The sequence below is a fragment of the Variovorax sp. 3319 genome (assembly GCF_031456585.1).
In the GTDB taxonomy this organism is placed as follows: domain Bacteria; phylum Pseudomonadota; class Gammaproteobacteria; order Burkholderiales; family Burkholderiaceae_C; genus Variovorax; species Variovorax paradoxus_P.
This window is the reverse complement of sequence record NZ_JAVDUZ010000007.1, coordinates 230,343-252,684: the sequence shown is the minus strand read 5'-3', so window position 1 is coordinate 252,684 and position 22,342 is coordinate 230,343. Positions and strand designations below refer to the sequence as shown.

Annotated in this window: 22 protein-coding genes; 10 read left to right on the top strand and 12 right to left on the bottom strand. The window is 66.2% G+C overall.

All coding sequences use genetic code 11. The features are described 5' to 3' along the window. The first annotated feature begins 13 nt into the window (after positions 1-13). On the top strand, positions 14-1,144 hold the full coding sequence (locus J2X67_RS16245; RefSeq protein ID WP_309954305.1) for a zinc-binding dehydrogenase: 1,131 nt from the start codon (positions 14-16) through the stop codon (positions 1,142-1,144). 11 nt (positions 1,145-1,155) lie between these two features. Here the strand turns inward: J2X67_RS16245 and kdpE are convergent, their stop codons facing one another. From kdpE to J2X67_RS16210, 7 genes are read right to left on the bottom strand one after another with little or no spacing between them, the layout of a single operon-like run. Further along, a complete protein-coding gene (kdpE, locus tag J2X67_RS16240; protein ID WP_309954304.1) occupies positions 1,156-1,854 on the bottom strand; it encodes a two-component system response regulator KdpE in 699 nt (232 codons plus the stop codon). Positions 1,855-1,858: 4 nt separating this feature from the next. Continuing rightward, positions 1,859-4,627, bottom strand: a complete 2,769-nt coding sequence (locus J2X67_RS16235; RefSeq protein ID WP_309954303.1) for a DUF4118 domain-containing protein — start codon at positions 4,625-4,627, stop codon at positions 1,859-1,861. A 16-nt stretch (positions 4,628-4,643) separates the two neighbouring features. Further along, positions 4,644-5,228, bottom strand: coding sequence for a potassium-transporting ATPase subunit KdpC (kdpC, locus tag J2X67_RS16230; RefSeq protein ID WP_309954302.1), 585 nt, complete (start codon positions 5,226-5,228; stop codon positions 4,644-4,646). A gap of 13 nt (positions 5,229-5,241) precedes the next feature. Beyond that, positions 5,242-7,341: a potassium-transporting ATPase subunit KdpB gene (kdpB, locus tag J2X67_RS16225; RefSeq protein WP_309954301.1), complete on the bottom strand. Its 2,100-nt coding sequence runs from the start codon at positions 7,339-7,341 to the stop codon at positions 5,242-5,244. Between the two features lie 12 nt (positions 7,342-7,353). Then, positions 7,354-9,096, bottom strand: a complete 1,743-nt coding sequence (gene kdpA, locus J2X67_RS16220; protein ID WP_309954300.1) for a potassium-transporting ATPase subunit KdpA — start codon at positions 9,094-9,096, stop codon at positions 7,354-7,356. A 1-nt stretch (position 9,097) separates the two neighbouring features. Continuing rightward, a complete protein-coding gene (gene kdpF / locus J2X67_RS16215) occupies positions 9,098-9,196 on the bottom strand; it encodes a K(+)-transporting ATPase subunit F (protein ID WP_309954299.1) in 99 nt (32 codons plus the stop codon). Continuing rightward, positions 9,193-9,333 carry a hypothetical protein gene (locus tag J2X67_RS16210; protein WP_309954298.1) on the bottom strand — a complete coding sequence of 47 codons (141 nt, stop codon included), beginning with the start codon at positions 9,331-9,333 and terminating at the stop codon, positions 9,193-9,195. The genes kdpF and J2X67_RS16210 overlap by 4 nt, the downstream gene beginning before the upstream one ends. A 178-nt stretch (positions 9,334-9,511) precedes the next feature. Between J2X67_RS16210 and J2X67_RS16205 the strand changes: the two genes are divergently transcribed. Both J2X67_RS16205 and J2X67_RS16200 read left to right on the top strand, forming a co-directional pair. After that, positions 9,512-10,180: a metalloregulator ArsR/SmtB family transcription factor gene (locus J2X67_RS16205; protein ID WP_309954297.1), complete on the top strand. Its 669-nt coding sequence runs from the start codon at positions 9,512-9,514 to the stop codon at positions 10,178-10,180. Positions 10,181-10,220: 40 nt separating this feature from the next. After that, the gene (locus tag J2X67_RS16200; RefSeq protein WP_309954296.1) at positions 10,221-10,802 is read left to right on the top strand and encodes a Fe-Mn family superoxide dismutase; all 582 of its coding nucleotides are present in this window, start codon (positions 10,221-10,223) and stop codon (positions 10,800-10,802) included. A 30-nt stretch (positions 10,803-10,832) separates the two neighbouring features. Here the strand turns inward: J2X67_RS16200 and J2X67_RS16195 are convergent, their stop codons facing one another. Next, positions 10,833-11,210 carry a VOC family protein gene (locus J2X67_RS16195; RefSeq protein WP_309954295.1) on the bottom strand — a complete coding sequence of 126 codons (378 nt, stop codon included), beginning with the start codon at positions 11,208-11,210 and terminating at the stop codon, positions 10,833-10,835. 207 nt (positions 11,211-11,417) lie between these two features. On the opposite strand from J2X67_RS16195, the gene J2X67_RS16190 reads away from it, so the two are divergent. Continuing rightward, complete coding sequence (locus tag J2X67_RS16190; RefSeq protein ID WP_309954294.1) at positions 11,418-12,413, top strand: tripartite tricarboxylate transporter substrate binding protein; 996 nt, start codon at positions 11,418-11,420, stop codon at positions 12,411-12,413. Between the two features lie 61 nt (positions 12,414-12,474). Further along, positions 12,475-13,530 (top strand): MBL fold metallo-hydrolase, encoded by a 1,056-nt coding sequence (locus tag J2X67_RS16185; RefSeq protein WP_309954293.1) that lies wholly within the window; start codon positions 12,475-12,477, stop codon positions 13,528-13,530. A 46-nt stretch (positions 13,531-13,576) separates the two neighbouring features. Here J2X67_RS16185 and J2X67_RS16180 read toward each other — a convergent pair whose 3' ends face one another. From J2X67_RS16180 to J2X67_RS16165, 4 genes are all read right to left on the bottom strand, one after another. Continuing rightward, entirely contained in the window at positions 13,577-13,834 is a 258-nt protein-coding gene (locus J2X67_RS16180) for a hypothetical protein (RefSeq protein WP_309954292.1), read from the bottom strand. 29 nt (positions 13,835-13,863) lie between these two features. Then, positions 13,864-14,628: an SDR family NAD(P)-dependent oxidoreductase gene (locus J2X67_RS16175; protein WP_309954291.1), complete on the bottom strand. Its 765-nt coding sequence runs from the start codon at positions 14,626-14,628 to the stop codon at positions 13,864-13,866. A gap of 62 nt (positions 14,629-14,690) precedes the next feature. Continuing rightward, positions 14,691-15,161, bottom strand: coding sequence for a hypothetical protein (locus tag J2X67_RS16170; protein ID WP_309954290.1), 471 nt, complete (start codon positions 15,159-15,161; stop codon positions 14,691-14,693). Next, positions 15,158-15,928: a Crp/Fnr family transcriptional regulator gene (locus J2X67_RS16165; RefSeq protein ID WP_309954289.1), complete on the bottom strand. Its 771-nt coding sequence runs from the start codon at positions 15,926-15,928 to the stop codon at positions 15,158-15,160. The genes J2X67_RS16170 and J2X67_RS16165 overlap by 4 nt, the downstream gene beginning before the upstream one ends. 84 nt (positions 15,929-16,012) lie before the next feature. Between J2X67_RS16165 and J2X67_RS16160 the strand changes: the two genes are divergently transcribed. The 5 genes from J2X67_RS16160 (at position 16,013) to J2X67_RS16140 (ending at position 22,304) form a co-directional block, all read left to right on the top strand. Next, on the top strand, positions 16,013-17,968 hold the full coding sequence (locus tag J2X67_RS16160) for an AMP-binding protein (protein ID WP_309954288.1): 1,956 nt from the start codon (positions 16,013-16,015) through the stop codon (positions 17,966-17,968). Beyond that, positions 17,965-18,753 carry an ABC transporter ATP-binding protein gene (locus J2X67_RS16155; RefSeq protein ID WP_309954287.1) on the top strand — a complete coding sequence of 263 codons (789 nt, stop codon included), beginning with the start codon at positions 17,965-17,967 and terminating at the stop codon, positions 18,751-18,753. The genes J2X67_RS16160 and J2X67_RS16155 overlap by 4 nt, the downstream gene beginning before the upstream one ends. A 168-nt stretch (positions 18,754-18,921) precedes the next feature. After that, a complete protein-coding gene (locus tag J2X67_RS16150; RefSeq protein WP_309954286.1) occupies positions 18,922-19,851 on the top strand; it encodes a branched-chain amino acid ABC transporter permease in 930 nt (309 codons plus the stop codon). Position 19,852: 1 nt separating this feature from the next. After that, positions 19,853-20,917, top strand: coding sequence for a branched-chain amino acid ABC transporter permease (locus J2X67_RS16145; RefSeq protein ID WP_126748489.1), 1,065 nt, complete (start codon positions 19,853-19,855; stop codon positions 20,915-20,917). A 55-nt stretch (positions 20,918-20,972) separates the two neighbouring features. Continuing rightward, complete coding sequence (locus J2X67_RS16140) at positions 20,973-22,304, top strand: ABC transporter substrate-binding protein (RefSeq protein WP_309954285.1); 1,332 nt, start codon at positions 20,973-20,975, stop codon at positions 22,302-22,304. Positions 22,305-22,342 lie beyond the last annotated feature (38 nt).

Here is a 22,342-nt window from a genome sequence, read left to right as displayed (position 1 = left end):
GCAAGGGGTTTTCATGGCACTGCAACTGCGCACCCTCATCCGCGCGAACGGCGAACTCGAACTCTCGCTGCACGACGAACCGGTGCCTGAACCGCAGGCGCACGAAGTGGTGATCCGCGTCGAGGCGTCGCCCATGAACCCTTCGGACCTGGGCCTGCTGTTCGGCGCGGCCGACATGAGCACCGCCAAGGTTTCGGGCACGCCCGAGCGGCCCGTCGTCACGGCCACGGTGCCCGAGCGCGGAATGCCCATGATGGCCGGACGGCTCGATCAATCGATGCCGGTCGGCAACGAAGGCGCGGGCCTGGTGGTGAAGGCCGGATCGTCGGCCGCGGCACAGGCACTGCTGGGCAAGACGGTGGCTGCCATCGGGGGCGCCATGTATTCGCAGTACCGCGCCGTGGCGGCAGCCCAGTGCCTGGAACTGCCCGAAGGCACCGCGCCGGCCGAAGGCGCATCGTGCTTCGTGAACCCGCTCACGTCGCTCGGCATGGTCGAGACGATGCGGCGCGAAGGCCACGAGGCCCTGGTGCACACGGCCGCTGCATCCAACCTGGGGCAGATGCTCAACAAGATCTGCCAGAAGGACGGCGTCGACCTGGTCAACATCGTGCGCAAGCCCGAACAGGAGGCACTGCTGCGCGGCATTGGCGCAAAGTACGTGTGCAACGCAAGCTCGCCCACCTTTCTTGAAGACCTGACGCAGGCCCTGGTCGAAACAGGCGCGACGCTGGCCTTCGACGCCACGGGCGGCGGCAAGCTCGCGGGGCAGATCCTCGGGTGCATGGAAGCGGCGCTGAACCGCACCGCCAAGGAATACAGCCGCTACGGCTCGACCACGCACAAGCAGGTCTACATCTACGGCGGGCTCGACCGTTCGCCGACGGAGTTTGTGCGCAACTTCGGCATGGCCTGGGGCATGGGCGGGTGGCTGCTGTTTCCGTTCTTGCAGAAGCTCGGGGACGAAGGTGTGCAGCGTTTGAAGGCGCGGGTGGTCGCCGAATTGAAGACCACATTTGCGAGCCGCTACACGCGCGAAGTCTCTTTGCTCGAGGCGCTGCAATTGGATGCCATCGGGGTGTATGGCAAGCAGGCGACGGGGGAGAAGTTCCTGTTGAATCCGAACAAGGGTGTCGCTGCCTGATCCCTTCTTGCTCAGCCAACCACCAACCGATACCCGACCGCAGTCTCCGTCAACAGATGCCGAGGCTGCGCCGGATCGGCCTCCAGCTTCTGCCGCAGATGCCCCATGTAGATGCGCAGGTAGTGGCTCTGATCCGTGTGAGACGGCCCCCACACCTCGCGCAGCAGCTGGCGCTGCGTAAGCACGCGCCCGGCGTTGGCGACCAGCACCGACAGCAGCCGGTATTCGGTGGGCGTAAGGTGCACCTCAACCCCGGCGCGGCGCACGATGCGCGCGGATCGGTCCAGTTCGATCTCACCGAAGCGAAAGACCGCTTCGGCCGGTTCTTCGCTGCCTCCAACGGCACGCGGACGGCGCAGGTTGGCGCGCACGCGCGCCAAAAGCTCGCCGGTGCCGAAAGGCTTGGTCAGGTAGTCGTCGGCGCCCGCATCGAGCGCGGCGATCTTGTCGGACTCGTCGCTGCGCGCCGACAGCACGATGATCGGCACCGCCGACCAGCCGCGCACATCGCGGATCAGCGAAACACCATCGCCGTCGGGCAGGCCAAGGTCGAGCACCAGCAGGTCGGGTTGCCGCGTGCCGGCTGCCGCCAGCCCATCGCGCAGCGTACCGGCCTCGTGCACCAGCCAGCCTTCGGCCTCGAGCGCGCCCCGCACGAAGCGGCGGATCTGCGGCTCGTCTTCGATCACGATGGCGGTGGGCGATGGCATGGGTTCAGAGTTGGGCTTCGGCCGGTTCGGGTGGCTCCCGGCGCGGCAGGGTGACGGTGAATTCTGCACCGCCGCCCTGCGCATTGGCCGCCGTGATCTCGCCGCCATGTGCACTCACCACTGCGCGGCAGATCGCAAGGCCCAGCCCGACGCCGGGCGTGGCCGATTCGGCCTCGCCGCGCGTGAACTTGTCGAAGAGCTTCTGCTCGCGGCCCAGCAGCGCGGCGGGCAGGCCAGGGCCGTGGTCGCGCACCGTGAGCACCAGCGTGCCAGGCTCGGCGCGCGCACCCACCACGATGGGCGGGGCGCCGTATTTGGTGGCGTTCTCCAGCAGGTTGACGAGCACGCGCTCTATCAGCACCGCATCGAATTCGACCAGCGGCAGATCGGCGTCAAGCGCGGTCTGCACGACGGCATCGCCCAGCGAGGTGCGCGCCGCACGGATCGACGATCCCACGACCTCCTCCACGGACTGCCAGTCGCGTCGCAGGTTCACCGCACCGCCAGCAATGCCGCTTTCGAGCCGCGCCATGTCCAGCAGGTTGTTGACCAGTGCATGCAGCTCGTGCGCCTGCACGACGATGGCACGCGCCGCGCTGCCGTGTTCTTCAGGCGGCAGCGTCTGCAACGATTCGGCCAGCGCGATCAACGCGGTGAGCGGCGTGCGCACGTCGTGCGAGATCGCGCCGAGCAAGGCATTGCGCAAACGCTCCGACTCCATCTCGACCACGGCTTGCTGCGCCACCCCTACATAGTGCACGCGCTCCAGCGCGATCGCGATCTGCCGCGCCAGCGTGTCGAGCTGCTGCGCCTGTTCCGGAATCAGCAGCCAGCGCGGCTGCGCGGGCGACAGCGCCAGCACGCCGCGCACGCGCATCGGCGCCTGCAGCGGCACGTAGTGCCACGGCTGCGCCGCCAGCGTCGCCGTTGCAAGGCCCGCGGGCTGGCCGTGGCGAAAGGCCCAGTCGGCCACCTGCGCATCGAAGCCCTCAGGCGGCTCCTTCGGCAGCACGAGCTGGTCAGCGGAGTCCGTCACCAGCACCAGCGCGTGGCCGCCGAAGTGGCCCTGCACGGCGGCAGTGCCGAGCGTGACGACCTGCGTGCTCTCCAACGCCGCTGAGAGCTCGCGCGTGAGTTCGAACAGCGAGCGAGCGCGGCGTTCGCGGCTGGTCGATACGCCGGCCGCAAAACGCAGCCCCGCGGTGAGCTGCCCCACCAGCAGCCCGACGCCCAGCATGATCGCGAAGGTCAGCACGTACTGCACGTCGCTCACCGCGAAAGAAAGCTGCGGCGGCACGAAGAAATAGTCGAAGGCCGCGACGTTGAGCAGCGCCGCCAGCGCCGAAGGCCCTCGCCCGAAGCGCATTGCCACGCCGACCACGCCCAGCAGGAACAGCATCACGATGTTCGCGAGTTCGAGCACGCCGGCCAACGGTGTGCAGGCCAGCGTGAGCGCCACGCTGGTGGCCGCGGCCCAGGCGTAGGCGGGCCAATGGATGGGCGCTTTCTCGTGATCGCCTTCGTCGGCACGCGGCATGTTGAGCGGCGTGCGCCCAAGGCGGCGTGCGCTGTCGACGCGGCCGACCTCCAGGATGTCGAGCGCGGGCGCGCGTTGCGCCAGCGCGCGAGGCAGGGGCACCGGCGCGGCAGGCCACCAGCGGCGCCATCCGCCCGCGGGCTCCGAACGCCCGATCACGAGCGTGGCGCAGTTGAGCCTGCGGGCCTGCTCGGAGAGTTGCTCGGCCACGTCCGAACCGGTGAGCACCGCGGTGGCCGCACCCAGTTCCTCGGCGAGCTTGAGCACCGCGAGGATGCGGTCGCGCTCATCCGCTGCAAGGCGTTGCAGCCGCGGCGTCTCGACATAAGCCGCGTGCCAGCGCACGTTCAGCTGGCTCGCAAGCCGCGCCGCGGTGCGCACCGTCTGCGCCGCGCTTTCGTGCGGGCCCACGCATGCGAGGATCGCGCCCGATGTGTTCCAGGCCTGCAGCGCGCCGCCATTTCCGTCTTTGCCATTGCGGCCGGCCGCGCCCGACTGCTCGACCCGCCAGCCGCGCACATCGTCTTCCACGTGCTCGGCGGTGCGGCGCAGCGCAATTTCGCGCAGCGCGATCAGGTTGCCCTTGCGAAAGAAATTCTGCGCGGCGCGTTCGGCCACGTTCTCCCCATGACGCGGCAGGTACACCTTGCCGGCCGCGAGCCGCGCCGTCAGCTCGTCGGGCGTGACGTCGACCAGCACGACCTCGTCGGCCTCGTCGAGCACGGTGTCGGGCACCGTCTCATGCACGCGCACGCCGGTGATCGCGCCCACCGTGCCGTTGAGGCTCTCCAGGTGCTGCACGTTGAGGGCCGACCACACCTCGATGCCCGCTGCCAGCAGTTCCTGCACGTCCTGCCAGCGCTTGGCGTGGCGCGAGCCCGGGGCATTGGTGTGGGCCAGTTCGTCGACCAGCAGCACGGCGGGCTTGCGCGCCAGCGCCGCGTCGAGATCGAACTCGGCGAGCGTGCGGCCGCGGTAGTCCAGTTCGCGCTGCGGCAGGGTGTCGAGCCCCGCGAGCAGCGCGGCGGTTTCGCTGCGGCCATGGGTTTCGACCACGCCGATGAGCACGTCGCGGCCCGCGGCGCGTTCGCGCTGGGCGGCGCTGAGCATCGCCCAGGTCTTGCCGACACCGGCACTCGCACCGAAGTAGATGCGCAGTTTGCCGCGAAGCGCACGTGCCTCGTCGTTGCGCAGTTGCGCAAGCAGGGCGTCGGGGTCGGGGCGGGTGTCGAGCATGGAAAGGCAGCGCAGGTTAGCGCATTGGGCCGCGCCCATCGAGCGCAAGGTTCAGCGCCAGCACGTTGACGCGTGCTTCGCCCAGAACGCCCCAGAGCGGCGCCTGCGTATGGCTGGCGATCAGCGCATTCACTTCTTCGACCGGAAGGCCGCGCACGCGCGCGACGCGGGCCGCCTGGTAACGCGCTGCGGCGGGGCTGATGTCGGGGTCGAGCCCGCTGGCCGAAGCCGTGACCAGATCGACCGGCACCGGCGCGGTGTTGCCCGGGTCCGCGGCGCGAAGGGCTTCGACACGGGCCTTGACCGCATCGGCCAGCGCCGGATTGAGCGGGCCGAGGTTCGAGCCGCCCGAAGCACTGGCGTTGTAGGGCTGCGGCGCCGTGGCCGAGGGCCGACCCCAGAAATGCTTTGGATCGCTGAAATTCTGGCCGATGAGCGTGGACCCGATGGTGGTGCCCCCTCGCACGAGCAGGCTGCCCTCGGCCTGCGACGGAAACAGCGCCTTCGCGGCGCCGGTGACGGCCAGCGGGTAGACCAGGCCGGTGAGCGCGCCCAGCAGCGCGAAGAGCACGAGGGCGGGACGAACGATGTTGTTGTTCATGGTGAAGAACTCCTCAGACGAGATGGACGGCCACGAGCAGCCAGTCGATCAGCTTGATGCCGACGAAGGGAACGAGCAGCCCGCCCAGGCCGTAGATGGCCAGGTTGCGGCGCAGCAGCGCGGCGGCGCCCACAGGCCGGTAGCGCACGCCCTTGAGCGCCAGCGGAATCAGGAACACGATGACCAGTGCATTGAAGACCACCGCCGACAGGATGGCCGATGACGGGCTCGCAAGCCGCATCACGTTGAGCGCGCCCAGTTGCGGATAAGTCGAGACAAAGATCGCCGGAATGATCGCGAAATACTTCGCCACGTCGTTCGCAATGGAAAAGGTGGTGAGCGAGCCGCGCGTCATGAGCAGCGCCTTGCCGGTTTCGACCACCTCGAGCAGCTTGGTCGGGTTCGAGTCCAGGTCGACCATGTTGCCGGCCTCCTTGGCGGCCTGCGTGCCGCTGCCCATGGCCACGGCCACGTCGGCTTGCGCAAGCGCGGGCGCGTCGTTGGTGCCGTCGCCGGTCATCGCGACCAGCCGGCCTTCGGCCTGGTACTTGCGGATCAGCGCCAGCTTGTCCTCCGGCGTGGCCTCGGCCAGGAAGTCGTCCACGCCCGCCTCGGCCGCAATGGCCGCGGCCGTGAGCTTGTTGTCGCCGGTGATCATCACCGTCTTGATGCCCATGCGGCGCAGCTCGGCAAAGCGCTCCTTGATGCCGGTCTTGACGATGTCCTTGAGCTCGACCACGCCAAGCACGCGGTTGCCCTCGGCCACGGCCAGCGGCGTGCTGCCGCGGCGCGCGGTTTCCTCGGCTGCGCGCAGCATCTCGGGCGGCACGCTGCCGCCCAGCGATTCGACGTGCCGGCGGATCGCATCGACGGCACCCTTGCGCAGCAGCACGACGTCGGTATCGAGGCTGTTGGGAGCAGCGGGCAGGTCGGCACCGCTCATGCGGGTCTGCGCGGTGAACGGAACGAAGCGTGCACCTTCCACCGCCGCGGCTTCGAGGCCGTCGCGGCGTGCCAGTTCGACAATGCTTCGGCCTTCGGGCGTTTCGTCAGCCAGCGAGGCAACCATTGCGGCGCGGGCCAGGCGGGCCTTGGGCACGCCCGGCGCAGGCATGAAAGCACTGGCCTGGCGGTTGCCGTGCGTGATGGTGCCGGTCTTGTCGAGCAGCAGCACGTCGACGTCGCCGGCTGCTTCCACGGCGCGGCCCGATGTGGCAATGACGTTGGCCTGCATCATGCGGCTCATGCCCGCCACCCCCACGGCCGACAGCAGGCCGCCGATGGTGGTGGGAATCAGGCACACCAACAGCGCCACCAATGCAGTGAGCGACACCACGGTGCCGGCGCCCGCGGCCTCCACGCTGAACACCGAGAACGGCAGCAGCGTGACCGTGACCATCAGGAAGACGAGCGTGAGCGCAACCAGCAGGATGGTGAGTGCGATCTCGTTGGGCGTCTTGTGGCGCTTGGCCGCCTCGACCATGCCGATCATGCGGTCCAGGAACGACTCGCCCGGGTTCACCGAGATGCGCACCACCAGCCAGTCGGACAGCACGCGCGTACCGCCGGTCACCGCAGAAAAGTCGCCGCCCGATTCGCGCACCACGGGTGCCGATTCGCCGGTGATGGCGCTTTCGTCGACCGAGGCCACGCCTTCGATGACTTCGCCGTCGAGCGGGATCACGTCGCCGGTCTCGACCAGCACCACATCGCCCTTGCGCAGGTTGGGCGCCTGCTCCGGGAGGAACGTCGCACCGTGGTGGGGTTCCTTGAGCTTCTTGGCCCAGGTGTCTTTGCGAAGGCCGCGCAGCGAGGCAGCCTGCGCCTTGCTGCGGCCCTCGGCCAATGCTTCGGCAAAGTTGGCGAACAGCACGGTGAACCACAACCACACCGTAATGGCCAGAACAAAGGCCGGCTTCATGCCGGTGTCGCCCGGAAAGCTCAGCGAATGCACCCAGAGCAGCGTGGTGAGGATGCTCCCGATGTACACGATGAACATCACCGGGTTGCGCCACTGCGTGCGTGGATCAAGCTTGGCGAAGGCGCCCCACAGCGCAGGCTTGACCAGCGCCGCGTCGAGCAGCGAGAGAGAGGTTTTTGTATTGGCAGTCATGGTGCGCGCCCCTTACTTCCAGAGCACCAGGTGTTCGACAGCGGGCCCGAGAGCCAACGCCGGCACATAGTTGAGCAGGCCGACCAGCAGCACGGTGCCGATCAGCAGCGAGACGAACAGCGGCCCGTGCGTGGGCAACGTGCCGCCGGTGACCGGCAGGCGTTGCTTGGCGGCCAGCGAGCCGGCAATGGCCAGCACCGGAACGATCATCGCGAAGCGGCCAAGCCACATGGCGAGCGCGAGCAGGCCGTTGTAGAACGGTGTGTTGGCCGAAAGGCCCGCGAAGGCGCTGCCGTTGTTGTTGGCGGCCGAACTCAGCGCGTACAGAATTTCAGAGAAGCCATGTGCGCCGGGGTTCGCGATGCCGGCCTTGCCGGCGCTCGCGATCACCGCCACCGCGGTGCCGGCCAGCACCAGAATGGGCGTCACCAGAATGGCGATGGAGATGAGCTTCATCTCGCGCACCTCGATCTTCTTGCCAAGGTACTCCGGCGTGCGGCCGATCATCAGGCCCGCGATGAACACCGCGAGCATCGCGAAGATCAGCATGCCGTAGAGGCCGCTGCCGACGCCGCCGAAAACCACCTCGCCCAGCTGCATCAGCACCAGCGGCACCATGCCGCCGAGCGGCGTGAACGAGTCATGCATGGCGTTCACCGCGCCGCAGGATGCCGCGGTGGTCACGGCCGCAAAGAGCGCGGATGCGTCGATGCCGAAACGCACCTCCTTGCCTTCCATGTTGCCGCCGCCTTGCAGCGCGCTGGCCGCCTGATCGACCCCGAGCGGCCCGAGCAGCGGATTGCCGGCGTGTTCGGCAGGAATGATGGCAATCACCGCAAGCACGAACATCACCGTCATTGCCGCAAGCACGGCCCATCCTTGCCGCATGTCGCCCACCACGCGGCCGAATGCAAGGCACAGCCCCGCCGGAATCAGGAAGATCGCGATCATCTGCAGCAGGTTGCTGAGCGCGGTCGGGTTCTCGTAGGGGTGCGCCGAGTTGGCGTTGAAGAAACCGCCGCCGTTGGTGCCGATCATCTTGATGGCCTCCTGCGACGCGACGGGGCCCATGGCGAGCGTCTGTGCCTGCGTCTTTGCTTGCGGGCCTGCAGCGGCCTCGACCGTTTGCACGGTCTTGTACGCATCGAAGTTCTGGATGACGCCCTGGCCTGCGAAGGCCACCGCAAGCACGAAGGAAAGCGGCAGCAGCAGCCACAGCGTGATGCGCGTGATGTCCGCCCAGAAGTTGCCGACCAGGCCACGGCTCTTGCCGTCGCCGCGGCGCGCAAAGCCGCGCACGAGCGCAAAAGCCACCGCAATGCCCGTTGCGGCGGAGAAGAAGTTCTGCACCGTGAGCCCGAGCATCTGCGTGAGGTAGCTCATGGTCGATTCACCCGCATAGCCTTGCCAGTTGGTGTTGGAGACAAAGCTCACCGCAGTGTTGAAGGCCGAGTCGGGCGATACGGCGCTCATGCCCGCGGGGTTGAGCGGCAGCCAGCCCTGCAGGCGCTGCAGCGCGTACAGGAAGATTGCGCCGACGGCATTGAAGGCCAGCAGCGCAAACGCATAACGCGGCCATTGCATCGATTGACCGGGCTCGGTACCGGCCAGCTTGTAGAGCGGCGCTTCAATGCGCTGCATCCACCGCGGCACGCGCTCGTTGCAAAGCGCGGCAAGAAACTTGCCGACCGGCCATGCCAGCACCAGCAGCGCCGCCAGGAAGAGTGCCAGCAGGCTCCATGCGGAAGAGGTCATTTCAGAACTCCTCGGCGCAGATCAGCGCGAACACCAGGTATGCGAAGAGAACGACGGCGATCAACGCGCCGAAGCCGTAGAGAGCTTGGAGGCCGATCATTTGCGCTCTCCCGCACCGCTCTTCGGCGCTTCGGTTGCCCCCGGCGTCTTCAGCCCTTCGAGCCGGTCAAGACCGGCGGCCATGGCCGCCACCGCCGCCCACAGCGCCAGCAAGGCGCCCATCCAGACGAAATCCATTCATTGCTCCTGCAGCGAAACACAAGGCCTCGAGTCTCGGCAGGCGTGCGTAAAAACAGGAAACAGAGTCGCCCAGGGCGCATAAAGAAACCGTAAAGACGACCCTCCTTTATCAAAGCCCTCGACAGCAGTTGCGCTGCCATTTAATAATCAAAGTGAGTTCTTTGAAATAACGGGAATGACCATCCGCCCCCTCGACCTGAAGCCCGCCTGGACGCCGCACCAGCCGGCGGACCGCATCCTGTCCACGCTCAAGACGCGCGGCGCGCTCGGCATTCCCGACATTGCCAAGGTGCTCGACGTGACCGTGGAGGCGGTGCGCCAGCAGATGGTCAAGCTGCAGTCCGATGGACTGGTCGACGCCGAGAGCCGCCCCGCGGGCCGCGGCAGGCCGACGCAGATATGGCGGCTTACCAGTGCCGGGCACGCGCGCTTTCCAGACACCCATGCCGAGATGACGGTGCAAATGATCAGCGCCGTGATCACCGTGTTCGGCGAGAAGGGCATGGACCAGCTCATCGGCGCGCGCGAGGAGGCCATGCGCGCCAACTACCGCGAAGCGATGCTTGGCGCACGCAGCCTGAAGACAAAGCTCGAACGGCTCGCCGAAATCCGCAGCCGCGAAGGCTACATGGCCGAGTTCCGGCCCGAGGGCGACGGCTTTCTCTTCATAGAGAACCATTGCCCCATCTGCACCGCGGCGCGGGCCTGCACAGGCTTTTGCCGCAGCGAACTGCAGCTCTTCGAAGAAGTGCTGGGAACCGATACGAGCGTGAGCCGCGTCGAGCATGTGCTTGCGGGCGCGCGGCGCTGCGCCTACCAGGTGAGCCCCAGAAACGCGCCTTGATTCAGACTGTTTTCATAAACCCCGAAAGGAAAGACCCACCATGGAACACACCCTCCCGCCCCTGCCCTACGCGCTTGACGCGCTGGCACCCGAGTACTCGAAGGAAACCCTCGAGTACCACTACGGTAAGCACCACAACGCCTACGTGGTGAACCTGAACAACCTGCAAAAGGGCACCGAGTTCGAATCGATGACGCTCGAGGAGATCGTCAAGAAGTCCAGCGGCGGCATCTACAACAACGCCGCGCAAATCTGGAACCACACCTTCTTCTGGAACTGCATGAAGCCCCAGGGCGGCGGCACTCCGACCAGCGCGCTGGCCAAGGCCATCGATGCCAAGTGGGGCAGCTACGACGCGTTCAAGGAAGCGTTCGTGAAGTCGGCCGTGGGCAACTTCGGCTCGGGCTGGACGTGGCTGGTGAAGAAGGCCGACGGTTCGGTGGACATCGTGAACATGGGCGCCGCCGGCACGCCGCTGACCACGGGCGACACGCCGGTGCTGACGGTGGACGTGTGGGAACACGCCTATTACATCGACTACCGCAACCTGCGCCCCAAGTTCGTCGAGACCTTCCTGGCCAAGCTGGTCAACTGGGACTTCGCGGCCAAGAACTTCGGCTGACGCCAGCCAAGGTTCCCGCCGGCGGCATCCTCACTCGTTGACGAGGTTGAGGATGTTGCCGTCCGGGTCCTTGAACCAGGCGACCTTCATCTTGTCCATGACATGGATGTCGCCTGCGAGCGTTGTGTTCGGCATGTCGTAGTGCTCGAAGCGGACGCCCTTGGCCTTGAGCGCCGCTACCAGTCCCTCGATGTCGCCACCCACCGCCCAGGTCACCGCCGTGGCCTGGTTGGTGCCGGCGAATGAAGAGCAGTAGACATTGATACGGCTGTTACCGCTGCGATAGGCGATCATGTCCTCGCAGTCTGTGTCGGCCGGCGCCAGGCCCAGCGTGTCTTCGTAGAAGCGGCGCGCCACGGCAAGGTCTTTCACCGCGAGGTTGGCCACAGCATTGATATTTCCGAGCATGGCTGTCTCCTGTGTGGATGGGCACCCATCTTCTGCCGCGCAGCGGGCATGTCAAGCCGCCGCTACGCGATAAGGGACCCATCTCGAACGAAGAAAACCGCACAACCCGGGTTCCGGCACACTGCACCCTTGGTGCAGTGCCCGGCGAGGCCTGAAAATCTGCCCCTCGATCCGCACCCGACAAGCCCCCGATACAGAGACAAACCCATGATCCGCAAACTCACCCGCCCGCTGGCCCTTGCGCTGGCCCTTCCCCTGGCCGCCGTTTCGCTCACGTTCGCCGCCCCTGCCGCGCAGGCGCAGGCCTACCCCGCCAAGCCCATTCGCATGATCGTGCCCTTCCCGCCCGGCGGCGGCACCGACATCCTGGCGCGCCTGGTGGCCCAGAAGCTCACCGAGGCCAACCACTGGACCGTGGTGCCCGACAACCGCGGCGGTGCCGGCGGCACCATCGGCATTGCCGAGGCCGCACGCGCCGCGCCCGGCGGCTACGACATCGTGATGGGCCAGAAAGACAACATGGTCGTCGCGCCATGGCTCTACAAGAACCTGACCTACAACCCGGTGAAAGACCTCACCGCCGTGGCCCACGTGGCCTACACGCCGGTGGTGATCGTCACGCAGGCCAACTCCAGGTTCAAGACGCTGAACGACGTAGTCACCGCCGCGCGCGCCGCGCCAGACACCGTCACCTACGGCTCGCCCGGCAACGGCACCACCATTCACCTGGCCGGCGAAATCTTCAACGGCGCAGCCCAGATCAAGATGCGCCACGTGCCCTACAAGGGCTCCAACGCGGCCATGATGGACGTGCTGGCGGGCAACGTCGACCTGATGGTGTCGTCGGTGCCTTCGGCGCTGGCGCAGATCAAGGCAGGCAAGCTGCGCCCGCTGGCCGTAACGTCGGCCAAGCGCAGCACCTCGCTGCCCGACACGCCCACCGTGGCCGAGCTTGGCTACAAGGGTTTCGACGTGTCCACCTGGTACGGCCTCTTCGTGCCCGCCAAGACGCCGAAGGATGTGATCGCCACGCTGAACACAGAAGTGAACAAGCTGCTGGCCACGCCTGAAATGAAGGCCGCCATCATTGCCCAGGGTGCCGAGCCGCAGAGCATGACGCCCGAACAATTCGAGACATTGCTGAAGACCGACTACGACAAGTGGAAGGGCATCGTGCAAGCCTCCGGCGCGACTATCGAATAGGCACCGGGCATCGCAGAATGCTGTCTCCACAACAGGCCGCATCGACGGCACGGAGACAGCAATGGCACAGCGCAAGAACCCGAAGAACGCCCTTCTGCTGAACACAACCGCGCTGGCAGCGGTTGCGGTTGCCCTGTTGCAGGGCTGTGCGCAAATGCGAACGCAGCAGCAGCAACAACAGCTGGTTCCGTCGGAGGCCAGCGTTGCCTCGCATGTCGCAGCCGCCACGCGCGCCGCCGGCTCCGACCTGAAGCCCCTGCTTACCCTTTGCAAGCCGGCGCCGGCCACCCGCCCGGCGCAAGCCGAGCTGGACAAGGGCCTGGCCGCATTCATCGCCAAGCCTGCGCCGCCGCCGGGCCAGGCTTTCGACAATCTTTATTTCGTGGGCGCCGACTGGGTCAGTGCCTGGGCGATCAAGACCTCGGACGGCATCATCCTCATCGATGCGCTCAACACGCAGGCCGAAGCCGCGGCGCTCATCGAGGGCGGCATGCGCAAGCTCGGGCTGGACCCGGCGCAGATCAAGTACGTGATCGTCACGCACGGCCACGGCGACCACTACGGCGGCGCGCCCTACCTTGCGCAGAAGTACCGCGCACGCGTGGTGATGAGCGAGGCCGACTGGACCATGACCGAAACGCGGCTCGAGTTTGCGACGCCGATCTGGGGCGCACCGCCCAAGCGCGGCCCGGGCGACGTTTCGGCGAAGGACGGCGACCGCATCACGCTGGGCGACACCAGCGTGACGCTGTACCTCACGCCCGGCCACACCATGGGCACCCTTTCGCCGGTGTTCGACGTGAGCTCCGGCGGGCGCAAGCACCGGGCCATGCTGTGGGGCGGCACCGGCTTCAACTTTGGCAAGGACGTGCCGCGGCTGGACAGCTACATCGGCGCCACGCAGCGCATGGGCGCCATCGTGCAGACCCAGCGCATCGACGTGCTGCTGTCGAACCATTCGAACATCGACGAGTCGCAGGCCAAGCTCGCCGCCCTGCGGCAGCAGCCCGCTCCGGCGGCAAACCCGTTCGTGCTCGGCACGCCGACGGTAGAGCGGGCGCTGGCGGTGATGGGCGGATGCGCGCAGGCGCAGCGCGACAGGTTCCTGATGCAGTGAGTTGTGTTGCTCCCTCCCCCGAAAGGGGAGGGAAAAAGACCGAGGGTCAGTCGGGCGTGAACTTCTTGTTGAAGATGTCCACGTCCGATGCCAACTCGAACGTTGCCACCTGCCCCATTTTTCCGTCGCTCAGGCGGCAGGCGGAGAACAGGCTGTAGCGGCCCTTGAAGTAGAACTCGTCCATCACGATCAGTGCGTACGGGTACGGCACGAAGACCTGGTGCTCGAAGACGATGCGGTGCACGTTCCTCGGCGAAGGAAAGAGCTTGTAGTCGTTGGTGTCGATCGACTTTGCGGTGGCCATGTTCGTTCCCGGCTTCTTGTGCCCGGCATTCAGGCCGGGTCGCGCACGTCGGCCACGGGGTTGCTGCCGAAATCCGCGCGCGCCAGGTACTTGAGCACCTTGGCCGCCGCCGTCTCGGGGCTGTCGAGCATGCCCTCGCTCTTCAACTTCTCGAAGCGCCCGCGGTCCGGAAAATTCTCGACCGACGCGCCGCGCAATTGCACCTGCATGTCGGTGTCGATCACGCCGGGTGCGAGCGACACGATGCGCGCGCCGTTCGGCATAGGGGCCTCTTCGAGCGCCACCGCGCGCGAGTAGTGGTCCATGCCCGCCTTGGCGGCGCAGTAAGGCGCCTGGCTGCCCATGGCGTTGCGGCCCAGGCCCGACGAAATGTTCAGCACCTTGCGCGCGCCGCGCCATTCGCGCGTGGCACCCAGGAAGGCGGCGGTCAGCAGCATCGGCGCTTCGAGCCCGATGCGAAGCGCCTGCGCCAGTTCGGCCGGCACTGCGCTCGCGAGCGGCGCCGGGTTGCCGACGGTGCCCGCGTTGTTGATCAAGGTCACGCCGTCGAAGCGCTGGCCGTCGAGCGACTTGAGCCATGCGGAAACGCGCGCCGCCGCAGCCACGGGCTCCGACAGGTCTTGCTCCCACTGGATGAGTTCGGCACCGGCCTTGGCCGCCAGCTCGGCCAGCTGCGGGTCTTGCCTGCGCGAGATGCCGAGCACCGTGTGGCCGGCCTGCAGCAGCTGCGCGGCCATGGCACGGCCCAGGCCGCGCGACGCGCCGGTGATCAGGGTGAGTTGGGAGGTAGTCATCAAAAGAACTTTCTTGAACGAAGGCGGAAGGTTAAGCGGTATGCAAGCAATGGCCCGGCGGCTCAGCCGGTGCGGAACTGCTTGCGCAGAAAGTTGCGGTGCCGCGCGATGTGCTGCAGTTGTGCAGGCGCAATGGTGCCGCCAAGGTCGACCTCGTCCGCGCCGTTGAGCACTGCGTTGGCATGCGTCATGGCGCGCGCAACGACTTCTTCCTCGCTCACGCCGAGTTGCGCGGCAAGGTCGAGCGCCACGCGGCGCATGGCGCGCTGCGAAAGCATCCACATCGCGCCGAAGCGGTCCCAGGCCAGGGCGGCCTCGTCGGCCTTCTCGCGCTCGGCAAGAATTTCGGCGAGCGGCTTGGCGAGCACCGCGTCGAGCGCATCGAGCTTTTCGGTGAGCGCCTCGTTCCGCTCGATGGCTTCTTCGAGCGTGGGGCCGGTTTCGCCGGTATCTGGCTTCCGAGTCTCGGGCGGCGGAACAAGGGCCGCTTCGGCATTTGCGGAAACGATCTGGAGCTGGTCTTCGAGGGTCATGAGGTTTCCGTTTCCGGTGAGGTGTTCTTCTTGTTCGATATTGCGGTGGCTCGCAGGCCCGTCAGGTCGAGCACGCGCAGCCCACCGTACTCCACCCGGATCAACCCCTGCGCCGAAAGGCCGTTGAGCGCCTCGTTCACGCGCTGGCGCGAAAGGCCGACCAGGTAGGCGAGCTCTTGCTGGGTGATGCGCAGCACTTCGCCCACGCCGGGGTACAGCACCGGGTTGAACAGCGACACCAGGTTGCGCGCCACGCGCGCGTCGGGGTTGTTGAGGCGGTCGATCTCCAGCGCCGCAATGAACTGGCCGAGCCGCTCGTTGAGCTGGTTCATCACAAAGCGGTTGAAGCCGATGGAGTGGTCCAGCAGCCAGTGAAAGCTGTCGATCGGCAGGCCTGCCACCACGCTGCGTCGCAGCGCCTGTATGTTGTAGCGGTAGGGCTCGCGCTTCATGACAGTGCCTTCGCCGAACCAGCCGCCCGGCGGTATGCCGGCATAGGTGACGGAGCCGCCGTCGGCGTTGTCGTTGCTCATCTTGAGCAGCCCTTCGACCACGCCGAACCAGTAGGTGGGCGAGCGGCCGACGCGGCAGACCAGGTCGCCGACCTCGGCCTCGCCCACCACCAGCGCGGCCTCGGCACGCCGGCGCTCGGTGGGCGTGAGCGCGGGCAGCCACGGAATGCCGTCGAGCTCTTCGGCATTGGGGGAACGCGCGCGGTCCTTGATCGAAGCGCCGTGCAGGCTGTGGTTTGAACTGCCGTGAAGCATCGGGAAACTCCGGGGAGTAGTGTCCCTAGGATTGTCGTTGGAACGACAACCCAGCGTCAAAGTGAGGCCTACGATCCGCCCACTGTGCAAACCACCGACCCCACCTTTCCCCGCCTGCTGCTCGCTCACGCCCAGGCCCAGCCCGATGCGCCCGCTGTCCGCGAGAAGGACCTGGGCATCTGGCAGACCTGGAGCTGGAGCGCCGTGGCCCAGGAGGTGCGCGAGATGGCCTGCGGCCTCGCGAGCCTGGGCTTCAAGCCCTTCGACAACCTGTCCATCGTCGGCGCCAACCGCCCGCACCTGTACATGGCGGTGCTCGCGGCGCAGAGCCTGCGCGGCGTGCCGGTGCCGCTCTACCAGGACGCGGTGGCCAGCGAAATGGTCTTCATGCTGCAGGACGCGGCCATCGACTTCGTGATCGTCGAAGACCAGGAGCAGGTGGACAAGCTGCTCGAATGCCGCGAACTGCAGAAGGACGAGCAGCACGGCATCCGCCACATCATCTACGACGACCCCAAGGGCCTGCGCCACTACGACCAGCCCGGGCTCATGAGCTACGACCAGCTTCGCGAGCTGGGCCGCACCTTCGACTCGGCAAACCCCGGCTACTACGACCGCGCAGTGGCAAGCGGCGAGGCAAGCGACGTGGGCGTGATCCTCTACACCTCGGGCACCACCGGCCGGCCCAAGGGCGTGTGCCAGACGCATGCAAGCTTTATTGCGGCGGGCCGCGGCGGCGTGGAAACCGACAAGCTCGGCCCCGGCGACAACATCATGAGCTACCTGCCGATGGCGTGGGTGGGCGACCACCTGTTTTCGGTCGCGCAGTGGCTGGTGGGCGGCTTCACGCTCAACTGCCCCGAGTCGAGCGAAACGGTGATGAACGACATGCGCGAGATCGGGCCGAGCTATTACTTCGGCCCGCCACGCACCTTCGAAGGGCTGCTCACGGCCGTGTCGATCCGCATGGAAGACGCGGCGGCGCCCAAGCGCTGGCTGTATGCAAAGTTCATGGCGCTGGCGCAACGCGTGGGCGCAGACATTCTCAACGGCGCACCCGTGGGCACGGGCGACCGGCTGATGTACGGCCTGGGCAACCTGCTGGTGTATGGGCCGCTGCGCAACGTGCTGGGCATGAGCCGCATTCGCGTGGCGTACACAGCGGGCGCGGCCATCGGGCCCGACCTGTTTCGCTTCTACCGCTCCATTGGCGTCAACCTGAAGCAGTTCTATGGCCAGACCGAGACCTGCGCCTACGTGTGCCTGCAGCAGGACGGCAAGGTCAAGCTGCAAACGGTGGGCACGGCCGCGCCGGGCATCGAGCTGAAGATTGCCGACGACGGCGAAGTGCTGGTGCGCGGCGTGTCGGTGCTGAAGGAATACTACAAGCGCCCCGACGCCACTGCCGAAGTGCTCGACGCGAACGGCTACTTTCACACCGGCGACGCAGGCGTGCTCGACAGCGAAGGCCACCTGCGCATCATCGATCGCGCAAAGGATGTAGGCCGGCTCGTGAGCGGTGCGATCTTTGCGCCCAACTACATCGAGAACAAGCTCAAGTTCTTTCCGCAGATCAAGGAAGCCGTTTGCTTTGGCAACGGCCGGAGCGAAGTCTGCGCAGCCATCAACATCGACTTCGAGGCGGTGGGCAACTGGGCAGAGCGGCGCGGCCTGGCCTATGGCGGCTACGTCGACCTGGCCGGCAAGCCCGAGGTGCTGACGCTCGTGGGCGAATGCATCGCCAAGGTCAACGCCGACCTCGCAAGCGAAGACGGCATGGGCGAGACGCAGATCGCGCGCTTCCTGGTGCTGCACAAGGAGCTCGACCCCGACGACGACGAACTCACCCGCACGCGCAAGGTGCGCCGCGGCTTCATCGCCGAGAAGTACGCGGTGCTTGTCGACGCGCTGTATGGCCGCAGGGCCGAGCAGTTCATCGAGACCCAGGTCAAGTTCGAGGACGGACGCACCGGCGTGGTGAGCGCCACGCTGAAGATCGTCGAGGCCAAGACCTTCCCCATCGTGAAGGCGGCGGCATGAGCAGCAACAGAAAAATCGGCGACGTCATTCTCGACGTGCAGAACATCTCGCTCAGCTTCGGCGGCGTGAAGGCGCTCACCGACATCAGCTTCAATGTGCGGGAGCACGAGGTGCGGGCCATCATCGGCCCCAATGGCGCGGGCAAGAGTTCGATGCTGAACTGCATCAACGGCGTGTACTGGCCGCAGCAGGGCTCCATCACCTTCCGCGGCCAGACCTTCAAGCACATGAACTCGCGCCAGGTGGCCGAGATGGGTGTGGCGCGCACCTTCCAGAACCTTGCGCTCTTCAAGGGCATGAGCGTGCTCGACAACATCATGACGGGCCGCAACCTCAAGATGAAGAGCGGCCTCTTCGCACAGGCGCTGCGCTGGGGCCCGGCCGAGCGCGAAGAGCTGAGGCACCGCGAGTTCGTCGAGCACATCATCGACTTTCTCGAGATCCAGGCGCACCGCAAGACACCGGTGGGCCGCCTGCCCTACGGCCTGCAAAAGCGCGTCGACCTCGGCCGCGCGCTTGCCATGGAGCCGCAGGTGCTGCTGCTCGACGAACCCATGGCCGGCATGAACGTGGAAGAGAAGCAGGACATGAGCCGCTTCATCCTCGACGTGAACGACGAGTTCGGCGCAACCATCGTTCTCATCGAACACGACATGGGCGTGGTGATGGACATCTCCGACCGCGTGGTGGTGCTCGACTACGGCAAGAAGATCGGCGACGGCACGCCCCATGAGGTGCGCAACAACGAAGACGTGATCCGGGCTTACCTGGGTGTGGAGCACTGACGCCATGCCACACCTGACGCCGATGCATTGCTCCTTTCCCCTCCCGGGGAAGGCTGGGATGGGGGCACGACAGCCCTCGCTACACGGCCGCGCTTCATCGAGCGCCGCCTGCCCCCACCCCAACCCTCCCCCGGAAGGGGAGGGAGAAGAACAAGAGAGACATTGACCATGGGCTTTTTCCTCGAAACCCTCTTCGGCGGCCTGATGGTCGGCATGCTCTATTCGCTGATCGCCATCGGCTTCGTGCTGATCTACAAGGCGTCGGGCGTGTTCAACTTTGCGCAGGGTGCAATGGTGCTGTTCGCGGCGCTGGCCATGGCGCGCTTTGCCGAGTGGTTTCCGCTGTGGTTCGGCTTCGAAAGCCAGATCCTTGCGAACATCCTGGCCTTTGTCGCGGCCATGGGGGTCATGGTGGTCGTGGCCTGGCTCATCGAACGGCTCGCGCTCAGCAAGCTGGTGAACCAGGAAGGCATCACGCTTTTGATGGCTACGCTCGGCATTGCCTACTTCCTGGACGGCATGGGCCAGACGATCTTCGGCAACGACATCTACAAGATCGACGTGGGCATGCCCAAGGAACCGCTGATGGTGCTGCAGGGCACCTTCCAGGGCGGGCTGCTGCTGAGCCAGGAAGACCTGGTTGCCGCGCTCGTGGCAGCAGGCCTCGTGGTGGTACTGGCCATCTTCTTCCAGAAGACCGCGACAGGGCGGGCGCTGCGCGCCGTGGCCGACGACCACCAGGCCGCGCAGTCCATCGGCATTCCGCTCAAGCGAATCTGGGTGATCGTGTGGTCGGTGGCCGGCTTCTCGGCGCTGGTGGCCGGGATCATCTGGGGTTCGAAGCTGGGCGTGCAGTTCTCGCTGTCGCTGGTGGCGCTGAAGGCGCTGCCGGTGGTGATCCTCGGCGGCCTCACCTCGATTCCGGGCGCCATCATCGGCGGCCTGCTGATCGGCGTGGGCGAGAAGCTTTCTGAAATTTATCTCGGCCCCATGCTCGGTGGCGGCATCGAGATCTGGTTTGCGTACGTTCTTGCCCTGGTGTTCTTGCTGGTTCGCCCGCAAGGCCTGTTCGGCGAGAAGATCATCGATCGGGTTTGAGATGTTCTATAGAGAAAACGGCCAGTTCAAGTCGAGCTACAGGGCCGACCAGCAGATCTTTCCGATCGCGCAGGACCGCATTGCCATCCTGGTGCTGCTGCTCGTGGCTTTCATCGTGGTGCCGCTGGGCGTGTCCGATTACTGGATGCGCGCCATCCTCACGCCCTTTCTTATTCTTTCGCTCGCCGCGCTGGGCCTCAACATCCTGGTCGGCTACTGCGGGCAGATCTCGCTGGGCACCGGTGCGTTCATGGCGGTGGGCGCGTATGCGGCCTACAACTTCCAGGTGCGCATCGACGGCATGCCGCTGATTGCGTCGCTGCTGCTCGGCGGCCTGTGCGCCACGATCATCGGCGTGCTGTTCGGTATTCCCAGCCTGCGCATCAAGGGGCTGTACCTGGCGGTTGCCACGCTGGCGGCGCAGTTCTTTACCGACTGGGCGTTCTTGCGCATCCAGTGGTTCACCAACAACTCGTCTTCCGGCTCGGTGAGCGTGGCGGGGCTCAACGTGTTCGGCGTGCCGATCGAATCGCCGGTGCAGAAATACCTGTTCTGCCTGGTCTTCGTGGTGGTGTTTGCATTGCTTGCCAAGAACCTGGTGCGCAGCGCCATCGGCCGCGAGTGGATGGCCATGCGCGACATGGACGTTGCCGCCGCGGTGATCGGCATTCGCCCGGTGTACGCCAAGCTGACGGCTTTTGCAGTAAGCAGCTTCATCGTTGGCGTGGCCGGCGCGCTGTGGGGCTTCATTCACCTGGGTGCGTGGGAGCCGGCGGCGTTCAGCATCGACCGTTCCTTTCAGCTGCTCTTCATGGTGATCATCGGCGGGCTCGGCTCGATCATGGGGAGCTTCTTCGGCGCCGCGTTCATCGTGCTGCTGCCGCTCTTCCTGAACCAGCTTCCCGGGTGGCTGGGCTTCTCGATTTCGACCGCGCTGGCCTCGCACCTGGAAACCATGATCTTCGGCGCGCTGATCGTGTTCTTCCTGATCGTGGAGCCGCACGGCCTTGCGCGGCTGTGGTCCACGGGCAAGGAGAAATTGCGGCTCTGGCCCTTCCCACACTGATTTTTTGATTCGTTCGTAGAAACCGGCACAGAGGTGCCCACATAAGGAGACAGGCATGAAACTGAAATCGCTCGCTCTGACCGCCGCCCTGGTGGCCGGCACTCTCGGCAGCCTGCTGGCGCCCTCGCTCGCGCAAGCCCAGGCCAAGGAGCAGTTCTTCCCGCTGCTGGTGTACCGCACCGGGCCCTACGCGCCCAACGGCACGCCATGGGCCAACGGCAAGCAGGACTACATCAAGTACGTCAATGCCACCGGCGGCATCAACGGCGTGAAGATCACGTACGAAGAATGCGAAACGGGCTACGCAACCGACAAGGGCGTGGAGTGCTACGAGCGCCTGAAGGGCCGCCCCGGCGTGACGCTGTTCGACCCGCAGGCCACGGGCATTACCTTTGCGCTGACCGACAAGGTGCCCACCGACAAGATCCCGCTCATCACGTTGGGCTACGGCCTCTCGGCTTCGCAGGACGGCAGCGTGTTCAAGTGGAACTTCCCGCTGATGGGCAGCTACTGGACGGCGGCCGACATCCTGGTGCAGCACATCGGCAAGAAGGAAGGCGGCATGGACAAGCTCAAGGGCAAGAAGATTGCCCTTGTCTATCACGACTCGCCGTTCGGCAAGGCGCCGATTCCGCTGCTGCAGGAGCGCGCCAAGCAGAACGGCTTCGAGCTGTCTCTCATTCCGGTTACCGCGCCCGGCGTCGAGCAAAAGTCTGCCTGGCTGCAGGTGCGCCAGTCGCGGCCCGACTACGTGATGCTGTGGGGCTGGGGCGTGATGAACTCCACCGCGCTGAAGGAAGCCGTGGCCACCGGCTACCCGCGCGAGAAGATGTATGGCGTGTGGTGGGCCGGCGCCGAACCCGACGTGAAGGACGTGGGCGCCAATGCAAAGGGCTACAACGCGCTGGCGCTCAACACCTCGGGCACCGAGCCGAAGGTGATCCAGGAAATCCTCAAGCAGGTGCACGACAAGGGCCAGGGCACGGGCCCGAAGGAAGAAGTGGGCTCGGTGCTCTACACGCGCGGCGTGATCATCCAGATGCTCGGCGTCGAAGCGGTGAAGCGCGCGCAAGAACGCTTCGGCAAGGGCAAGGTCATGACCGGCGAGCAAGTGCGCTGGGGCATGGAAAACCTGGCGCTCGACCAGAAGAAGCTCGACTCGCTGGGTTTCTCCGGCGTGCTGCGCCCGGTGAGCACATCGTGCCAGGACCACATGGGATCGACCTGGGCGCGCGTGCACACCTGGGACGGCGCCAAGTGGGGCGGCATGTCCGACTGGTACCAGGCCGACGAACAGATCATCAAGCCGATGGTGAAGGTTGCGGCCGAGAAGTACGCGGGCGAAAAGAAGCTCACGCGCCGCGACGCGGCGGACTGCAGCTCCTGATCACGAGTTGATGAACCGTGGCGGCTCGCAAGAGCCGC

Bases quoted from the DNA above. Each gene is read 5' to 3' on its own strand.
- J2X67_RS16245 (WP_309954305.1), top strand. From the start codon at position 14: ATGGCACTGCAACTGCGCACCCTCATCCGCGCGAACGGCGAACTCGAA.
- kdpE (WP_309954304.1), bottom strand. From the start codon at position 1,854: ATGCCATCGCCCACCGCCATCGTGATCGAAGACGAGCCGCAGATCCGC.
- J2X67_RS16235 (WP_309954303.1), bottom strand. From the start codon at position 4,627: ATGCTCGACACCCGCCCCGACCCCGACGCCCTGCTTGCGCAACTGCGC.
- kdpC (WP_309954302.1), bottom strand. From the start codon at position 5,228: ATGAACAACAACATCGTTCGTCCCGCCCTCGTGCTCTTCGCGCTGCTG.
- kdpB (WP_309954301.1), bottom strand. From the start codon at position 7,341: ATGACTGCCAATACAAAAACCTCTCTCTCGCTGCTCGACGCGGCGCTG.
- kdpA (WP_309954300.1), bottom strand. From the start codon at position 9,096: ATGACCTCTTCCGCATGGAGCCTGCTGGCACTCTTCCTGGCGGCGCTG.
- kdpF (WP_309954299.1), bottom strand. From the start codon at position 9,196: ATGATCGGCCTCCAAGCTCTCTACGGCTTCGGCGCGTTGATCGCCGTC.
- J2X67_RS16210 (WP_309954298.1), bottom strand. From the start codon at position 9,333: ATGGATTTCGTCTGGATGGGCGCCTTGCTGGCGCTGTGGGCGGCGGTG.
- J2X67_RS16205 (WP_309954297.1), top strand. From the start codon at position 9,512: ATGACCATCCGCCCCCTCGACCTGAAGCCCGCCTGGACGCCGCACCAG.
- J2X67_RS16200 (WP_309954296.1), top strand. From the start codon at position 10,221: ATGGAACACACCCTCCCGCCCCTGCCCTACGCGCTTGACGCGCTGGCA.
- J2X67_RS16195 (WP_309954295.1), bottom strand. From the start codon at position 11,210: ATGCTCGGAAATATCAATGCTGTGGCCAACCTCGCGGTGAAAGACCTT.
- J2X67_RS16190 (WP_309954294.1), top strand. From the start codon at position 11,418: ATGATCCGCAAACTCACCCGCCCGCTGGCCCTTGCGCTGGCCCTTCCC.
- J2X67_RS16185 (WP_309954293.1), top strand. From the start codon at position 12,475: ATGGCACAGCGCAAGAACCCGAAGAACGCCCTTCTGCTGAACACAACC.
- J2X67_RS16180 (WP_309954292.1), bottom strand. From the start codon at position 13,834: ATGGCCACCGCAAAGTCGATCGACACCAACGACTACAAGCTCTTTCCT.
- J2X67_RS16175 (WP_309954291.1), bottom strand. From the start codon at position 14,628: ATGACTACCTCCCAACTCACCCTGATCACCGGCGCGTCGCGCGGCCTG.
- J2X67_RS16170 (WP_309954290.1), bottom strand. From the start codon at position 15,161: ATGACCCTCGAAGACCAGCTCCAGATCGTTTCCGCAAATGCCGAAGCG.
- J2X67_RS16165 (WP_309954289.1), bottom strand. From the start codon at position 15,928: ATGCTTCACGGCAGTTCAAACCACAGCCTGCACGGCGCTTCGATCAAG.
- J2X67_RS16155 (WP_309954287.1), top strand. From the start codon at position 17,965: ATGAGCAGCAACAGAAAAATCGGCGACGTCATTCTCGACGTGCAGAAC.
- J2X67_RS16150 (WP_309954286.1), top strand. From the start codon at position 18,922: ATGGGCTTTTTCCTCGAAACCCTCTTCGGCGGCCTGATGGTCGGCATG.
- J2X67_RS16145 (WP_126748489.1), top strand. From the start codon at position 19,853: ATGTTCTATAGAGAAAACGGCCAGTTCAAGTCGAGCTACAGGGCCGAC.
- J2X67_RS16140 (WP_309954285.1), top strand. From the start codon at position 20,973: ATGAAACTGAAATCGCTCGCTCTGACCGCCGCCCTGGTGGCCGGCACT.